At 69.7% G+C, this 13,871-nt stretch carries 12 protein-coding genes; 8 read left to right on the top strand and 4 right to left on the bottom strand.

The features are described 5' to 3' along the window. Positions 1-6: 6 nt before the first annotated feature. From ACZ6S4_RS38130 to ACZ6S4_RS38140, 3 genes are read left to right on the top strand one after another with little or no spacing between them, the layout of a single operon-like run. Positions 7-975, top strand: coding sequence for an ABC transporter permease (locus ACZ6S4_RS38130; RefSeq protein ID WP_465479635.1), 969 nt, complete (start codon positions 7-9; stop codon positions 973-975). Between the two features lie 8 nt (positions 976-983). Then, positions 984-2,018 carry an ABC transporter ATP-binding protein gene (locus ACZ6S4_RS38135; protein ID WP_465479559.1) on the top strand — a complete coding sequence of 345 codons (1,035 nt, stop codon included), beginning with the start codon at positions 984-986 and terminating at the stop codon, positions 2,016-2,018. After that, complete coding sequence (locus tag ACZ6S4_RS38140) at positions 2,011-3,033, top strand: ABC transporter ATP-binding protein (protein WP_465479560.1); 1,023 nt, start codon at positions 2,011-2,013, stop codon at positions 3,031-3,033. The genes ACZ6S4_RS38135 and ACZ6S4_RS38140 overlap by 8 nt, the downstream gene beginning before the upstream one ends. 99 nt (positions 3,034-3,132) lie before the next feature. Here the strand turns inward: ACZ6S4_RS38140 and ACZ6S4_RS38145 are convergent, their stop codons facing one another. Next, positions 3,133-3,423: a chorismate mutase gene (locus ACZ6S4_RS38145; RefSeq protein ID WP_203773738.1), complete on the bottom strand. Its 291-nt coding sequence runs from the start codon at positions 3,421-3,423 to the stop codon at positions 3,133-3,135. Positions 3,424-3,651: 228 nt separating this feature from the next. Continuing rightward, entirely contained in the window at positions 3,652-5,514 is a 1,863-nt protein-coding gene (locus ACZ6S4_RS38150; RefSeq protein ID WP_465479561.1) for a bifunctional metallophosphatase/5'-nucleotidase, read from the bottom strand. A 201-nt stretch (positions 5,515-5,715) separates the two neighbouring features. Between ACZ6S4_RS38150 and pcrA the strand changes: the two genes are divergently transcribed. Further along, positions 5,716-8,112, top strand: a complete 2,397-nt coding sequence (gene pcrA / locus ACZ6S4_RS38155) for a DNA helicase PcrA (RefSeq protein ID WP_465479562.1) — start codon at positions 5,716-5,718, stop codon at positions 8,110-8,112. Here pcrA and ACZ6S4_RS38160 read toward each other — a convergent pair. After that, complete coding sequence (locus ACZ6S4_RS38160; protein WP_465479563.1) at positions 8,109-8,912, bottom strand: M23 family metallopeptidase; 804 nt, start codon at positions 8,910-8,912, stop codon at positions 8,109-8,111. The two genes, pcrA and ACZ6S4_RS38160, sit on opposite strands and share 4 nt — an antisense overlap. 161 nt (positions 8,913-9,073) lie before the next feature. After that, positions 9,074-9,805, bottom strand: a complete 732-nt coding sequence (locus tag ACZ6S4_RS38165) for a M23 family metallopeptidase (protein WP_465479564.1) — start codon at positions 9,803-9,805, stop codon at positions 9,074-9,076. 437 nt (positions 9,806-10,242) lie between these two features. On the opposite strand from ACZ6S4_RS38165, the gene ACZ6S4_RS38170 reads away from it, so the two are divergent. The 4 genes from ACZ6S4_RS38170 to sucD all read left to right on the top strand — a co-directional run bounded on the left by ACZ6S4_RS38170 (position 10,243) and on the right by sucD (position 13,698). Further along, positions 10,243-10,647, top strand: coding sequence for a cobalamin B12-binding domain-containing protein (locus tag ACZ6S4_RS38170; protein ID WP_451914831.1), 405 nt, complete (start codon positions 10,243-10,245; stop codon positions 10,645-10,647). 226 nt (positions 10,648-10,873) lie between these two features. Beyond that, a complete protein-coding gene (locus ACZ6S4_RS38175) occupies positions 10,874-11,437 on the top strand; it encodes a hypothetical protein (protein WP_465479565.1) in 564 nt (187 codons plus the stop codon). 196 nt (positions 11,438-11,633) lie between these two features. Then, on the top strand, positions 11,634-12,812 hold the full coding sequence (gene sucC / locus ACZ6S4_RS38180; protein WP_465479566.1) for an ADP-forming succinate--CoA ligase subunit beta: 1,179 nt from the start codon (positions 11,634-11,636) through the stop codon (positions 12,810-12,812). Between the two features lie 4 nt (positions 12,813-12,816). Continuing rightward, on the top strand, positions 12,817-13,698 hold the full coding sequence (gene sucD, locus ACZ6S4_RS38185; protein ID WP_360556004.1) for a succinate--CoA ligase subunit alpha: 882 nt from the start codon (positions 12,817-12,819) through the stop codon (positions 13,696-13,698). The last annotated feature ends 173 nt before the right edge of the window (positions 13,699-13,871 follow it).

Genomic DNA, 13,871 nt, shown 5'->3' on the forward strand with positions numbered 1-13,871 from the left:
CCGACCATGAGCTCGATGGTCACCACGCCACGAGCCGAGCAACCCACTGCGCCGGGGGCCACCGCCCCCACGGACGCGGGACTGCCGGAAAATCAGCGGGCCGACAAGCCCCGCGGCCTTCTCGGCGACGCGTGGCGCGACCTGCGCCGCAAGCCGCTGTTCTGGATCTCCGCGTTCTTCATCGCGCTCTTCCTGGTGATGGCGGCCTTCCCGTCCCTGTTCACGTCGGCCGATCCCAGCTACGGCACTCTGTCCCGCAGCCGCGTCGGCCCGTCTGCCGACGCGTGGTTCGGCTACGACGTGCAGGGCCAGGACGTGTATGCCCGGGTCATCTACGGCGCCCGCGCGTCGATCCTCGTGGCGGTGCTGTCGACCCTCGGCACCGTGCTGATCGGCGGCCTGGTCGGTGTGATCGCCGGCTTCCGCGGCGGCTGGTTCGACACGATCCTGTCCCGGGTCGCGGACATCTTCTTCGGTCTGCCGTTCGTGCTCGGCGCGATCGTCATCCTGTTCACGTTCAACCCGCCGGGGGCCAACCGCGGCGAGTTCGAGATCATCATGCTGGTGGTCGTGTCGCTGGTCCTGCTGAGCTGGCCGGTGTCGATGCGGATCATGCGGTCCTCGGTGCTGGCCACCAAGGAGGCGGACTACATCGTGGCGGCCCGGGCCCTGGGCGCCAGCAACCTGCGGATCGTGTTCAAGCACCTGATCCCGAACTGCCTGGCCCCGCTCCTGGTCTACTCCACGATCCTGGTGGGTTCCTTCATCGGTGCGGAGGCGACGCTGTCGTTCCTCGGCGTGGGTCTGCAGTCGCCGGTGGTGTCCTGGGGCGTCATGATCAACGAGTCCCAGAACTACATCCGCGTCTCGCTGTATCTGCTGCTGTTCCCCGCCGCCTTCCTCGTGACCGCCGTGCTCAGCTTCGTGATGCTGGGCGAGGCCGTGCGCGAGGCCCTCGACCCGAAAATGCGGTAGGAGCCACCGTGTCCGAAGTTGTCATCACTGATCCCGAGTTCTCGAAGACCGGCCGTCCCAGCGGCCGGCTCCTCGAGGTCGAGGATCTGCACGTCGAGTTCCGCACCCGCGACGGCATCGCCAAGGCCATCAACGGCGTCTCGTTCCACGTCGACGCCGGCGAGACGCTGGCGGTGCTCGGCGAGTCGGGTTCCGGCAAGAGCGTGACCGCCCAGACCATCATGGGCATCCTGGACCAGCCGCCGGGGCACGTCTCCGGCGGTCAGATCCGCTTCCACGGCAAGGACATGCTGAGCATGTCGGAGGAGGGCCGGCGCAAGATCCGCGGCCATGGCATCGCCATGGTGTTCCAGGACGCGCTGTCGGCTCTCAATCCGGTCTTCACCGTGGGCTTCCAGATCGGCGAGCAGTTCCGCATCCGCAAGGGGATGAGCCGCGCCGATGCCAAGAAGCGGGCGATCGAGCTGCTGGACCAGGTCAAGATCCCCAACGCGAAGCAGCGGGTCACCGAGTTCCCGCACCAGTTCTCCGGTGGCATGCGCCAGCGCGTCATGATCGCGATGTCGCTGGCCCTCGACCCCGAGGTGCTCATCGCCGACGAGCCGACCACCGCGCTGGACGTGACCGTGCAGGCCCAGATCATGGACCTGCTGGCCGACCTGCAGCGTGAGCGGCAGATGGGGCTCATCCTGATCACGCACGACCTGGGCGTCGTGGCCGACGTGGCCGACCGCATCGCGGTCATGTACGCCGGCCGCATCGTCGAGGAAGCCAACGTGCACGACCTGTACGCGCGGCCGGCGCACCCGTACACCGTGGGTCTGCTCAACTCGATCCCCCGGATCGACGAGAAGGGCCAGGAGCTCCGCACCATCAAGGGGCTGCCGCCGAACCTGATGCGGATCCCGCCGGGCTGTCCGTTCCACCCCCGCTGCCCCAAGGCGCAGCCCGTCTGCGTCGAGAAGGTGCCCCCACTGCGCGTGGTCGCACCGGCGCGGGGCAGTGCCTGCCACTTCGCCGAGGAGGTTCTGCGCGGTGAGTGAGACCATTCTCGAGGCCAAGAACGTCGTCAAGCACTATCCGGTCACCCGGGGCGTGGTTTTCCGCAAGACCATCGGCCAGGTCCAGGCCGTGGACGGCGTGTCGTTCAGCCTCAAGCAGGGCGAGACGCTGGGCATCGTGGGCGAGTCGGGCTGCGGCAAGTCGACGCTCGCCCGGGTGCTGATGAATCTCGAACGGCCCACCGCCGGCTCGGTCGAGTACCGCGGTCGTGACATGTTCACGATGGGCGGTGGCGAGATGCGCAAGCTGCGGCGGCAGATCCAGCTCGTCATGCAGGACCCGTACACCTCGCTCAACCCCCGGATGACGGTCGGTGACCTGATCGGGGAGCCGTTCGAGATCCACACCGACGTCGCGCCCAAGGGCAGTCGTCGCAAGAAGGTGCAGGAGCTGCTGGAGGTGGTCGGGCTCAATCCCGAGCACATCAACCGTTACCCGCACCAGTTCTCCGGTGGTCAGCGCCAGCGCATCGGCATCGCCCGGGCGCTCGCGCTGCGGCCGGAGATCATCGTCTGCGACGAGCCGGTCAGCGCGCTGGACGTGTCGATCCAGGCCCAGGTGATGAACCTGCTGGACAGCCTCCAGAAGGAGCTGGGCCTGGCGTACATCTTCATCGCCCACGACCTGTCGGTGGTGCGGCACTTGTCCGACCGCGTCGCGGTGATGTACCTCGGCAAGATCGTCGAGATCGGCACCGAGGACGAGATCTACGAGCGGCCGACGCACCCGTACACGCAGGCTCTGCTGTCCGCGGTGCCGGTGCCGGACCCGAACAGCCGCAGCACGAAGGCGATCATCCGGCTCACCGGCGACGTGCCGAGCCCGGCGAATCCGCCGTCGGGATGCCGGTTCCGCACGCGGTGCTGGAAGGCGCAGGACATCTGCGCCGAGCAGGTTCCGGAGCTGGTGGAGCGGCCGGGCACGGATCACCCGAGTGCCTGCCACTTCGCCGAGGAGCGCGAGATCGTGGTGACCCACGAGGCCGGGACGCTCTGACCCGGCTCAGCCCACCGACGAACCAACCCAGCCGCGCCGCCGTGGTCCTCTGCCGAGGGCTACGGCGGCGCGCTTCGTTGTGGGGGACGCCCGCTTCCGTCAGAGCGGTCCGCGGCCCGCCCGCAGCAGCAGCAACGCCACCTGGGTGCCGTCCGGGCCGAGCGCCTCGCGGAAGCGCTCGACGATCTCCCGCTCGCGGGACAGGACCAGCCGGGTGCCGCCCGAGGCCATCCGGGTGCGGCCGACGTGCTGGGACAGGCGGGAACGTTCCAGCCACAGGTCGATCAGCGCCTGGTCGATCTCGTCGATCCGCTCGCGGATCGCCTTGATCTCCTCCGCGGCGGGTTCGGCGCCGGCGCCGGTCTGCTGGTCCATCAGGTCTGCGCTCATGTCGTGCTCCTCGGGTGCTGACGTCCCGGTCGGCCCGGCCCGGGCAGCATCAAGCCCCGGGCTCGGGAGCCCGGGGCTTGATGTAGGTCTGTCGTTCAGACGCGTCCTACGGTCGCCGGAGCTCCGGGTCCGTAGTAAAAAAATCGCGTCTGCTGGATCACGAAGCGAGTATGTACCCGGCTCGGGCCGCTCCGCAAGGAAACGGCCCGAACCGTGGGACGCGCCCGATCAGCCGATCTTGGTGATCCGGTTGGCCGGGCCGGGCGCGACCGGGGTGCCCGCGCCGAGGTAGCCGATCAGGGCGTCGACGTCGAAGCCCGGTGCCGTGGTGCGGCCCGTGCCCAGCGTCAGATTGGTGAAGCCGTCACCGCCGTTGGCCAGGAAGTCGTTCGTGGTGACCTGGTAGTTGGCGGCCGGGTCGATCGGGGTGCCGTTGAGGGCCAGCGCGCTCACCTTCGAGCCCGCCGGGGCGGTGCTGTCCCACGAGTAGGAGAAGCCCGCCGACACCTGCAGGATGCGCTGGGTGGTCTGCCCGCCGAAGCCGACGAACTGCTGCTCCAGCACGTTCTTGAGCTGCGCGCCGGTGAGGGTCTGGGTGACCACCAGGTTGTTGAACGGCTGGACGGTGAACGCCTCGCCGTAGGTCACCTGGCCGATGGCCTCGCCGCCGGCCGACGCCTCGGCGTCGAAGTCGGCCCGGATGCCGCCCGGGTTCATCAGCGCGATCTGCGCGTTGGCGTTGGTCCTGGTCCAGGCCAGCTGGGCGTCCGCGATCACGTCACCGAGGGCCGACTCGCCGTTGGCGCCGGCCGTACGGGTGATGTCGCCGGTGATGGTGCCGACGACCCGGTTGGCGATCGGGGCCACCGCGGTGCGGTACTTGTCCGCGACCTTCTTGGCGTTCGGGTCGACCGTGTCCGGGTTCTTCAGGAAGACGCCGGCGGCGTCCTTGAGCCAGCCGCCCTTGCCGTCGGAGACGCCGTTCTCCACCACCACGTTCTTGGCGGTGATGTCGGCGAACCGGCCGCTGCGCCGGTCGATCGCGTAGTCGATGTCGGTGATCAGCTGGCCGTTGGTGCCGGCGCTGGTCACCACCGAGGTGCCGGCGGAGTTCGGCAGTGTGCAGGTGTAGAAGCGGTGGGTGTGGCCGGAGACCACCAGCCGGAACTCGGGGTTGAGGCCCGCGACGATCGGCACGATGGGCCCGGAGAAGGCGTTGCAGTCCGAGACGCCGGGGACCGGGACCTGCTCGGAGACGTTCTGCTGGCCGCCCTGGTGCACGAGCAGCACCTGCGCCTTGACGCCGAACAGCTTGAGCAGGTCACCCCACTTGTTGGCCGTCTCGACCTCGTTCGCGAAGCGCACGTTCTGGATGCCGGCCGGGTTCACGATGCCGGCGGTGCCCTCCAGAGTGAGCCCGACGAAGCCGACCGGCACGCCGTTGACGAACTTGATGTCGATCGGCGGGAGGATCGGCAGGCCGGTCCTCTTGTTGATGGTGTTCGCCGCGAGGTAGGTGAAGTCGGCGCCGCCGAAGCCGTCGCCGTCCTGGCAGCCGTCCTTGGGGTGACAGCCACCGCGCTGCATCCGGATCAGCTCGTCGACGCCCTCGTCGAACTCGTGGTTGCCCACGGAGCTGACCTGCAGGCCGACCTCGTTCATCAGCTCGATCGTCGGCTCGTCGTGGAAGGCGGCGCTGACCAGCGGCGTCGCGCCGATCAGGTCGCCGGCGCCGACGGTGAGGGTCTTGCGGCCCTCGGCGGCGGCGTCGGCGCGCAGCTTGCGCAGGTAGGTCGCGAGGTATTCGACGCCGCCGGCCGGTGTGCCGTTGACGACCGCGCCGCTGCCGGCGGGCGGGTCGATGGCGCCGTGGAAGTCGTTGTAGCTGAGGAACTGGCCCTTGACCGTCTTGCCGGACAGTCCGTAGGACACGCTGGCCGGGGCCATGCCCGGCAGGTACTGGGCGACGGGCGTGGTGGCCGGTGCTGCGTCGGGCTTCGTCGTCGGCAGGGTGGCGACGACGGCCAGAGCGAGGGCCGGTACGGCGAGATGACGCAGCACGGCCCAGCCGCGGCGGCGGGGGTGGTCCATAGTATTCGGTCTCCCGGTCGGGTAACGGAGCAACCAACGCCTGACAGCCTGCTGCATCGACGCTGGTCAGCGCTACGGGCTGGGGATGACAGCTTGGTTGCGGCGCGGGGCTGTGGACTGCCTCGAAAGATTGTCGGGGGTGCGGCATAGACTTGTCCGGCGATGCGAGCCCTTCCGGAAAACTCCCAGCCCCTGTTTACGATGCCGCCTGTCCAGGAGGGGAAAACCCCTGGTCAGCAGGCCCCGCCCAGGCGACAGCCGGCCCGGCGGACGGATCCGGAGACGCTGCTCGACGGGCTCAACGGGCCGCAGCGCGACGCGGTGACCCACGCCGGGTCACCGTTGCTGATCGTCGCCGGTGCGGGTTCGGGCAAGACCCGGGTGCTGACCCACCGGATCGCCTACCTGCTGGCCGCGCGGGACGTGCATCCCGGCCAGATCATCGCGATCACCTTCACCAACAAGGCCGCCGGGGAGATGAAGGAGCGGGTCGCCGCCCTCGTCGGTCCCCGGGCCCGGCTGATGTGGGTGTCGACCTTCCACTCCGCCTGCGTGCGCATCCTGCGGGCCGAGCACGAGCACGCCGGGCTGAAGAGCACCTTCTCCATCTACGACGCGGACGACTCGCGGCGGCTGATGCAGCTCGTCGCCCGCGAGCTCGACCTGGACCCGAAGCGATACACGGCCCGCGGCCTGGCCGCCCAGGTCTCCAACCTGAAGAACGAGCTGGTCGAGCCCGAGGAGTTCAAGGACCGGGCGAAGGGCCCCAACGAGCGGGCCGTCGCCGAGGCGTACGTGCTGTATCAGCGCCGCCTCAAGGAGGCGCACGCCCTCGACTTCGACGACATCATCATGGCGACCGTGCACCTGCTGCAGTCGCACCCGCACGTCGCGGAGGCCTACCGCCGCCGCTTCCGGCACGTGATGGTCGACGAGTACCAGGACACCAACCACGCCCAGTACATGCTGGTCAAGGAGCTGGTCGGGCCGGCCGAGGGCGAGATCGAGCCGGCCGAGCTGTGCGTGGTGGGCGACGCCGACCAGTCGATCTACGCGTTCCGCGGCGCCACCATCCGCAACATCCTGGAGTTCGAGCGCGACTACCCGAACGCCCGCACGATCCTGCTGGAGCAGAACTACCGCTCCACTCAGACCATCCTGTCCGCGGCCAACGCGGTCATCGACCGCAACACCTCCCGCAAGCCCAAGCGGCTCTGGAGCGACCAGGGCGCCGGCGAGCAGATCGTCGGGTACGTCGCCGACACCGAGCACGCCGAGGCCGACTGGGTGGCCCGCGAGATCGACCGGCTCACCGACAACCACGAGGTCCGCCCCGGTGACGTGGCGGTCTTCTACCGCACCAACGCGCAGTCCCGCGTCTTCGAGGAGGTGTTCATCCGCGTCGGCCTGCCGTACAAGGTCGTCGGCGGGGTGCGCTTCTACGAGCGCAAGGAGGTCCGCGACGCGCTGGCCTACCTGCGCGCGGTGGTCAACGACGACGACACGGTCAGCATCCGCCGCGTGCTCAACACCCCCCGCCGTGGCATCGGTGACCGGGCCGAGGCGTGCGTGGAGGCACTGTCCACCCGCGACCGGATCTCGTTCGGCCAGGCCCTGCGCGGTGCGAAGAACGCCCCCGGCATCTCGACCCGCGCGGCCAACAGCATCGCCGACTTCGTCCAGCTCCTCGACGACCTGCGGGAGATGTCCCTGACCGCGCCGCCGGAGGAGGTGCTGGAGGCCGCGTTGCAGCGTTCCGGCCTGCTGACCGAGCTGGAGGAGAGCCTCGACCCGCAGGACCAGGGCCGGGTGGAGAACCTCCAGGAGCTCGTCAGCGTCGCCCGGGAATACACCGAGCGGGTGGAGGCCCAGGCGGCCGAGGACGAGGACGCGCCGGCCGCGACGCTGGCCGGCTTCCTCGAGCAGGTGGCGCTGGTCGCCGACGCCGACCAGATCCCCAGCGACGATCCCGAGCACCAGGGCGTGGTCACTCTGATGACGCTGCACACCGCCAAGGGCCTGGAGTTCCCGGTGGTGTTCCTCACCGGTCTCGAGGACGGTGTCTTCCCGCACATGCGGGCCCTGGGGGACAACACCGAGCTGGAGGAGGAGCGGCGGCTGGCGTACGTCGGCATCACCCGCGCCCGCCAGCGGCTCTACCTGTCCCGCGCGGTGACCCGGTCGGCGTGGGGTCAGCCCCAGTACAACCCGCCCTCACGGTTCACCGACGAGCTGCCGAGCGAGCTGGTGCGCTGGGAGCGTACGGCGGGGTCGTACACGTCGTGGTCGGGCACCGGCGGCGGTGTCGGCGGCCGTGGTGGCGGTGACCGCGGGCGTGGCGGCGGCTTCTCCGGCGGCACCCCGAAGGCGCAGCAGCTCGCCCAGCGCCTCGGCGTGGACGCGAGCAGGCTGACCACCGCGAGCGAGATGAAGCAGGCGCCCAAGGTGGCGGCCGGCGACCGGGTCAACCACCAGCGGTACGGCCTGGGCCGGGTGGTGACCGTGGACGGCCACGGTCCCGGTGCCCGCGCGCAGATCGACTTCGGCGACCAGGTCATGTGGCTGGTCCTGCGGCACGCCCCGATCGAGAAGATCTAGCCGGCCTCGGCCGGGGTGGCGCAGCCGGTGATGTCGACGCCGTGCTCGCGCATCCAGGCGGTCGGCTCGATCGGGTTCTTGTAGCTGCCCTGGTGCACCTCGAAGTGCAGGTGCGGGCCGGTCGAGTGACCGGTCGAGCCCTCGCGGCCGATCTGGTCGCCGGCCGCGACGTGCTGCCCGACGGTCGTGGTGATCACCGACATGTGCCCGTAGTGGGTGAGGTAGTCGTTGCCGTGGTCGATCAGCACGGCGTTGCCGTAGCCCTCGGCGGGTCCGGCGGCCACGATGACGCCCGCGCCCGCGGCCCGGATCGGGGTGCCGTCCGGCGCGGCCAGGTCGACCCCGGCGTGCAGGCGGCCCCAGCGCGGGCCGAAGCAGGAGGTGGTCGCGCCTTCCGGCATCGGGTTCACCCACAGCGGCAGCGGCTTCTCCTTGCGGGCCTGCGGGACGAACGGCACGCCCTCGTCGACGAGCTGGACGCCGGCTGCGGTGGCGGACGGGGACGAGGCGACCGGGGTGGGCGTAGCCGTGGGGGACGGCGAGGGCGTGGGCGTCGGGGCGGGCGTGCTGGGGGCCAGGGCTGCCTGCGCGGCGGCCTGGCGGGTCTTGGTAGTCGCCGGGGAGGACGACGCGCCGTCGGTCGCCGTCGTCAGACCTGCCACGCCCACGCCGGCCACCAGAGCGGCAGCCACGGCGTAACGGCCCTTCTCGGTGACCGGGGTGCTCGGAGCGCGGTGGCTGTGCAGCGGCGTCGTTCTGCGGTGGCGGCCGCGGACGTTCCGGTTGGCTCGATGCTGCACGGCGGGGTGATCCTCCAGGTCTCGGTGTCCGACACCTGCCTGTCGGCACCGTCCTGCGGATCTTGAGGGGAGCGCGCCCGGTGCAACCGGCCCGGTTGCGGGACGGTTGCGGACATGAAAACCGCCGGACCAACAGCGGTCCGGCGGTGGGCGGAGCGGGATCAGGAGGCGGCGAGGTCTCCGTACACCGACTCGATGCGGAGCTTGATGTCGACGCCGTGCTCGCGCAGGAAGACGATCGGGTCGGTCGGTGCCCCCTTGACGTGCACCTCGAGGTGCAGGTGGGTGCCGTACGAGTAGCCCGTGTTGCCGACCTCACCGATGACCTGGCCGGCCTTGACCTTGTCGCCGCTCTTCACCAGCAGCCGCCGGGAGTGGGCGTAGATCATCTCTGTGCCGTCGGAGTGCTTGATGGTGATCGCGTACCCGTAGCCGCCCTGGTAGCCCGCAGAGGTCACCTCACCGGCGTGCACGGCCATGTACGGAGTGCCCTCGGGCGCCGCCAGGTCGATGCCGGCGTGCAGCTTGCCGAAACGGACGCCGTACGCGGAGGTGAACTGGTAGTCGTTCAGCGGGAGCAGCCAGGCCTCGGCCTCGGCCTGCTCCTCGGAGATCTTGGCGCTGGTCTCGCGGTCCTCGCCACGGGAGGCGCGCTCGCCCTCGGCGGTGCGCTCGGCCAGGGCGTTGTCGGCGGACGAGGCCGCTTCCAGATTCTGCAGGACCGTGGGGTTGACGGCCTTGGCGTCCGGGAGCTGCGAGGCGGCTCCCAGGGCGACCACCCCGGCGCCGACGAATGCCGACGTGACGACGACGGCATAGCGGCTGCGCGGAGGGGTAGGAACGCGGCGACGGCCGCGATAGCGGTCGGGCTCAGACGACAAGCGCTGACGCACGAACAACCCTCCGTCGGTGGCAAAGAGCGGCAGCCACCGGGCGGGGAACAGATGCTGAACGGTGGTTTGCCGAGCGGTCGGTCCGGCGTTAACCGGTTGACAGCCGTGGGCCACGGTAACGAAACGCAACGCCGGTCACAAGTCGCAGCGCCAATTCCCTGACAGTTAGCTGTCGGCATTAGGACGCGAATGTCCGAGTTGGTGGCAATTCTGAGGTGAAAGAGTGTTGGCTCTCCGTAACTACGCTTCTAACGCAAAGTCATGTGACGTGGAATACGTTAATTGGTGCTTGCGCGCGGTGTCCTGATGGTCTTGGTGCCGGCGGGTAGTACGGAGCGGCGGCTTCCTCGGTTCAACCGTGCCGGGTTACCGTTCGTTCAGGTGGCAGTTTCCTTCTCGGCCGGCAGTGCAGCCGGTGAGCGCCGAAGGGGTCGCAGATGCAAGCACGGATCAGGGTCGTCGTCGCCAAACCAGGGCTGGACGGCCACGACAGGGGCGCGAAGGTGGTGGCCCGCGCGCTGCGGGACGCCGGTATGGAGGTCGTCTACACGGGCCTGCACCAGACGCCCGAGCAGATCGTCGAGACCGCCATCCAGGAGGACGCGGACGCCATCGGGCTGTCGGTGCTCTCCGGGGCGCACATGACGCTGTTCCGGCGGGTGCTGGAACTGCTCGCGGAACGTGATGCGGCCGACATCGTGGTATTCGGCGGCGGCATCATTCCGGCCGACGACATAACCGAGCTGGAGAAGATGGGCGTGGCCCATATCTTCACGCCGGGCGCGACGACCGCATCCATCATCGAATGGGTACGCGCCAATGTGGCCACGCCGGTGGCGTGACCAGACAACCGCAAAGAGTCAATAAGAAGTAAGGGAGAGGCCGGACGCACCCCTCACACGTCCGGCCTCTCTATGCACGATGCCCCGCCGCCACCCCTCGACCGACAGGGCATCGGCCGCTCTCGTCATCGCTCAGCGCTCCGACATCACACTCAACGACGCCCCCGAACCGGGGTTACGCGACCCGGGACGACTTTTTCGCGCGGTCCGCGTAGCCTCTCGCACCGTGCAGCCCTACCCCGTGGTCCCGCGCATCCCCTCCGACCAGCCCTTCATCGTCCGGCCCAGCGTCCGTAAGCGCGTCCTGGTCTTCGGCGGCTTCGTCCTGGCCCTGATGGCCTTCCTCGGCTGTGTGCTCGGCCTCGGGGCGATCGGCTCCGACAACGGCCCGGCCCTGCTGGTGCTCTTCCTCGTCATCACCGTTGTCTTCGTGGGCCTGTTCGGCCTGCAGATCTGGCTGCTCGCCGGCGGTGGCCCGGTGCTCGCGGTCGGGCCGGCCGGCCTGTGGATCAAGACCCGGCCGAGCCGGGGCCAGGCCATCTGGCTGCCCTGGGAGGCGATCGGCATGATCTCCCGGCGGCGCTGGAGCATGGAGAAGATGCTCTGCGTGGCTCCCCGCGACCCCCGGGCCGAGCAGAAGCTGGGCGCGTTCACCGCCTTCGACTCCATGGTCACCCAGGCCGCGTTCGGCACCGGCTTCACCGCGACACTCAACTTCGCCGACAAGAGCGAGCAGGAGATCCTGCAGGCCGTCGCCTATTTCGCCGCGGGACGCGTGCCGTTGACGTAACCCGGCGGCTGTGTGGTCTTGCACACCGTGCACCCGCGGCGGCGCACCCGGTGGTGAGGTGGCTAGGCTGCGAAATGAGGCCTCAGGGCCGACATTTCTCTCACGCTGGCGGCGACGCAACGACGCGCCGCGGACATCAGGTCGGGACGCGGGTACGCGGCTTGCCGGGGCAAGCGTCGCGAGCGAAAGGAGACACGTGGACCTGTTCGAGTATCAGGGGCGCGACCTGTTCGAACGGCACGGGCTGCCCGTGCTGGGCGGCGGCGTCGCCGAGACCCCGCAGGAGGCCCGCGCGATCGCCGAGCGACTCGGCGGCAAGGTCGTGGTCAAGGCGCAGGTGAAGGTCGGCGGCCGCGGCAAGGCCGGCGGCGTCAAGCTCGCCGACGGCGCGGACGAGGCCGAGGCCCGCGCGACGGACATCCTCGGGATGGACATCAAGAGCCACACCGTGCACAAGGTGATGCTCGCGGAGACCGCGGACATCAAGGAGGAGTACTACTTCTCCTACCTGCTCGACCGGGCCAACCGCACCTTCCTCTGCATCGCCTCCGTGGCCGGCGGCATGGAGATCGAGACGGTCGCCGAGGAGGACCCGGAGCGGGTCGCCAAGATCGCGATCGACGCCAACGAGGGTGTCACCGAGGCCAAGGCGCGCGAGATCGTCACCGCCGCCAAGTTCCCGGCCGAGGTCGCCGAGCAGATCGTCGACATCGCGGTGAAGCTCTGGAAGGCCTTCGTGGCCGAGGACGCGACCCTGGTCGAGGTCAACCCGCTCGCCAAGGTCGGCGACGGCCGGGTGCTGCTGCTGGACGCGAAGATCACCCTCGACGAGAACGCCGGCTTCCGGCACCCGGACCACGAGGCGCTGATCGACCAGTCCGCGGTCGACCCGCTGGAGCAGGCGGCCAAGGCCAAGAACCTCAACTACGTCAAGCTCGACGGCGAGGTCGGGATCATCGGCAACGGCGCCGGCCTGGTCATGTCGACGCTCGACGTGGTCGCGTACGCGGGCGAGGGGCACGGCGGCGTCAAGCCGGCCAACTTCCTCGACATCGGCGGCGGCGCCAGCGCCCAGGTCATGGCCAACGGCCTGGAGATCGTGCTGGGCGACCCGGCGGTCAAGTCGGTCTTCGTGAACGTCTTCGGTGGCATCACCGCCTGCGACGAGGTGGCCAACGGCATCATTAAGGCCCTCGCCCTGCTCGGTGAGCGCGGCGAGGCCGTCACCAAGCCGCTCGTGGTCCGCCTCGACGGCAACAACGCCGAGGCCGGGCGCGCGATCCTGGACCAGGCGAACAACCCGCTGGTGCAGCGGGTGGACACGATGGACGGTGCGGCCGAGCGCGCCGCCGAGCTCGCAGCTGCGGGGAAGTGACGACATGGCTATCTGGCTCACCAAGGACTCCAAGGTCATCGTCCAGGGCATGACCGGCGCGGAGGGCTCCAAGCACACCCGCCGGATGCTCGCCGCGGGCACCAACGTGGTCGGCGGTGTCAACCCGCGCAAGGCCGGCACGACCGTGGACTTCGACGGCACCTCGCTGCCGGTCTTCGCGTCGGTCGGCGAGGCGATGAAGGAGACCGGCGCCGACGTGTCGGTCATCTTCGTCCCGCCGGCGTTCACCAAGGGTGCGGTGCTCGAGGCGATCGACGCCGAGATCCCGCTGGCCGTCGTGATCACCGAGGGCGTGCCGGTGCAGGACTCGGCCGCGTTCTGGGCGCACAACATCGCCCAGGGTCAGAAGACCCGGATCATCGGCCCGAACTGCCCCGGCATCGCCTCGCCGGGCGCCTCCAACGCCGGCATCATCCCGGCCGACATCACCCCCGGCGGCCGCATCGGCCTGGTCAGCAAGAGCGGCACGCTGACCTACCAGCTCATGTACGAGCTGCGCGACATCGGCTTCTCCACCGCGGTCGGCATCGGCGGCGACCCGATCATCGGCACCACCCACATCGACGCGCTCAAGGCCTTCCAGGAGGACCCGGAGACCGACGCGATCGTGATGATCGGTGAGATCGGCGGCGACGCCGAGGAGCGCGCGGCCGAGTTCATCAAGGCGAATGTGACCAAGCCGGTCGTCGGCTACATCGCCGGCTTCACCGCCCCGGTCGGCAAGACCATGGGCCACGCCGGCGCGATCATCTCCGGCTCGGCCGGCACCGCCGACGCCAAGAAGGAGGCCCTCGAGGCCGCCGGCGTCAAGGTCGGCAAGACCCCGAGCGAGACCGCGCGGCTCATGCGCGAGGTCATGAGCTGACATTGGTACGGCCACAGGCGCGCCGCGGCACGGACGGTTCACGTCCGGACCGCGGCGCGTTGCCGCGTCCGGCGACTTTCCGCCGCGCCCGGCCACCGAGACCGTCCTCGGCGGCGGGCCGCTTCCCGCGTACGGGTCGCGATGCGTCCCTTACGGGCCGGATTGCGGCCCCG

This window comes from Actinoplanes sp. NPDC051405 (assembly GCF_055586185.1).

What these genes read in the sequence shown, in the direction of transcription:
- sucD (WP_360556004.1), top strand. Translation starts at nt 12,817, where the DNA reads ATGGCTATCTGGCTCACCAAGGACTCCAAGGTCATCGTCCAGGGCATG.
- ACZ6S4_RS38130 (WP_465479635.1), top strand. Translation starts at nt 7, where the DNA reads ATGAGCTCGATGGTCACCACGCCACGAGCCGAGCAACCCACTGCGCCG.
- ACZ6S4_RS38145 (WP_203773738.1), bottom strand. Translation starts at nt 3,423, where the DNA reads ATGAGCGCAGACCTGATGGACCAGCAGACCGGCGCCGGCGCCGAACCC.
- pcrA (WP_465479562.1), top strand. Translation starts at nt 5,716, where the DNA reads ATGCCGCCTGTCCAGGAGGGGAAAACCCCTGGTCAGCAGGCCCCGCCC.
- ACZ6S4_RS38150 (WP_465479561.1), bottom strand. Translation starts at nt 5,514, where the DNA reads ATGGACCACCCCCGCCGCCGCGGCTGGGCCGTGCTGCGTCATCTCGCC.
- ACZ6S4_RS38170 (WP_451914831.1), top strand. Translation starts at nt 10,243, where the DNA reads ATGCAAGCACGGATCAGGGTCGTCGTCGCCAAACCAGGGCTGGACGGC.